At 58.5% G+C, this 236-nt stretch carries 1 pseudogene; it reads left to right on the top strand.

Going from position 1 to position 236, the window contains the following annotated elements:
- Positions 1–49 precede the first annotated feature (49 nt).
- Positions 50–236 (top strand): annotated as a pseudogene (locus ACYQ0J_RS13835) (IS982 family transposase); the annotation flags it as partial.

The following is a 236-nucleotide window of genomic DNA, read 5'->3' as shown; positions in this document are numbered from 1 at the left end:
TAACCCAAGTTGCTACCTATCCCCTGGATCTGAAAAAATAGTGGCCGCTATGCTTTCCCGTCTCATAGCGGCCTTTTGCATTATAGACGACGCCCTGCAAGCCATGGGCTACAAGGATGACCCCCAAGCCAAAACGCCCGCCTCCGCCATCCTCACCCTCGCCCTCCTTGCCGCCCTAGAGTTCGGCGGCAAGCACAACAAGGCCCTGGCCCTCGCCAAAGACCTCGGCCTCTTCA

It is taken from the genome of Thermus sp. FJN-A (assembly GCF_054655095.1).
The sequence above is the reverse complement of the archived record's forward strand: the minus strand, read 5'-3'. Positions and strand labels throughout refer to the sequence as shown.